This is a genomic window from Streptomyces sp. NPDC049541 (assembly GCF_044465725.1).
Taxonomy (GTDB): Bacteria; Actinomycetota; Actinomycetes; order Streptomycetales; family Streptomycetaceae; genus Streptomyces.
In genome coordinates this window covers 1-1986 of the sequence record NZ_JBITLY010000027.1, presented here as the reverse complement: position 1 = coordinate 1986, position 1986 = coordinate 1, and the positions used below count along the sequence as shown (strand labels likewise).

2 protein-coding genes are annotated in these 1986 nt (G+C 65.5%); both read left to right on the top strand.

Features of this window, described 5'->3' with window-relative positions; genetic code table 11:
- On the top strand, positions 1-1101 hold a 1101-nt coding region (locus ACIBW9_RS42490), incomplete at its 5' end, for a DUF3459 domain-containing protein (protein ID WP_398964239.1).
- A gap of 25 nt (positions 1102-1126) precedes the next feature.
- The coding region (locus tag ACIBW9_RS42485; RefSeq protein WP_398964236.1) for an alpha-amylase family glycosyl hydrolase at positions 1127-1986 on the top strand (860 nt) is incomplete at its 3' end.

The window sequence follows — 1986 nt, the reverse complement described above, 5'->3', positions numbered from 1 at the left end:
GAGGACTTCGCCTGGTTCGTGCAGGAGGCACGCGGCCACGGTCTGGAGATCGCGCTGGACTTCGCCCTGCAGTGCTCCCCCGACCACCCCTGGGTACACAAACACCCCGAGTGGTTCCACCACCGCCCCGACGGCACCATCGCCTACGCCGAGAACCCGCCCAAGAAGTACCAGGACATCTACCCCCTCGCCTTCGACGCCGACCTGGACGGCCTGGTCACCGAGACCCTGCGGGTCCTCAGGCTCTGGATGGACCTGGGCGTGCGGATCTTCCGCGTCGACAACCCCCACACCAAACCGGTCCTCTTCTGGGAGAAGGTCATCGCGGAGATCAACGCCGCCGACCCCGACGTGATCTTCCTGGCCGAGGCCTTCACCCGCCCGGCCATGATGCACACCCTGGCCCAGATCGGCTTCCAGCAGTCCTACACGTACTACACCTGGCGCAACAGCAAGCAGGAACTGACCGAGTACCTCACCGAACTGTCCGGCGAGGCGGCCGCCTACATGCGGCCGAACTTCTTCGTCAACACCCCCGACATCCTCCACGCCTTCCTGCAGCACGGCGGCCGCCCCGCCTTCGAACTGCGCGCCGTCCTGGCCGCCACCCTCTCCCCCACCTGGGGCATCTACTCCGGCTACGAACTGTGCGAGAACACCCCCCTCAGGGAGGGCAGCGAGGAATACCTCGACTCGGAGAAGTACCAGCTGCGCCCCCGCGACTGGGAGACGGCCGAACGCGAAGGCCGCACCATCACCCCCCTCATCACCCGGCTCAACACGATCCGGCGACGTCATCCCGCTCTTCAGCGCCTCAGGAACCTACGCTTCCACCACACCGACAACGACATGGTCATCGCGTACAGCAAGACCACGGGCCGGGACACGGTCCTCGTCGTCGTCAACCTCGACCCGCACCACACCCAGGAGGCCACGGTCTCGTTGGACATGCCGCAACTCGGTCTGGAATGGCACGCATTCATGTCCGCGCACGACGAACTGACGGGTGAGACCTATCACTGGGGCAGAACCAACTATGTGCGCCTGGATCCCGGGCGGGCCCCGGCACACGTGCTCCACGTCCAGCAGTCGTCCGCGTAGCCACCGATCGGAGATTCAGAGCGACATGACCGTCAACCAGCCCGTCCCGGACACCTTCGAGGACACTCCCGCCAAGGACCGGGACCCGGAGTGGTTCAAGCGTGCCGTCTTCTACGAGGTCCTCGTCCGTTCCTTCCAGGACAGCAACGGCGACGGCATCGGCGACCTCAAGGGCATCACCGCCAAGCTCGACTATCTGCAGTGGCTGGGCGTCGACTGCCTGTGGCTGCCGCCCTTCTTCAAGTCACCGCTCCGCGACGGCGGCTACGACGTCTCCGACTACACCTCGGTCCTGCCCGAATTCGGTGACCTCGCCGACTTCGTCGAGTTCGTCGACGCCGCCCACCAGCGCGGCATGCGCGTCATCATCGACTTCGTCATGAACCACACCAGCGACCAGCACCCGTGGTTCCAGGAGTCGAGAAAAGACCCGGACGGCCCCTACGGCGACTATTACATGTGGGCCGACGACGACAAGCAGTATGCCGACGCCCGGATCATCTTCGTCGACACCGAGGCCTCCAACTGGACCTTCGATCCCGTCCGCGGTCAGTACTTCTTCCACCGCTTCTTCTCCCACCAGCCGGACCTCAACTACGAGAACCCGGCGGTGCAGGAGGAGATCCTGGCCGCCCTGCGCTTCTGGCTGGACCTGGGCATCGACGGCTTCCGCCTGGACGCCGTGCCCTATCTGTACGCGGCCGAGGGCACCAACTGCGAGAACCTGCCCGCCACCCACGCGTTCCTCAGGCGTGTCCGCCGCGAGATCGACGCGATGTATCCGGACACCGTGCTGCTGGCCGAGGCCAACCAGTGGCCCGAGGACGTCGTCGACTACTTCGGCGATTTCCAGAGCGGCGGCGACGAATGCCACATGGCATTCCA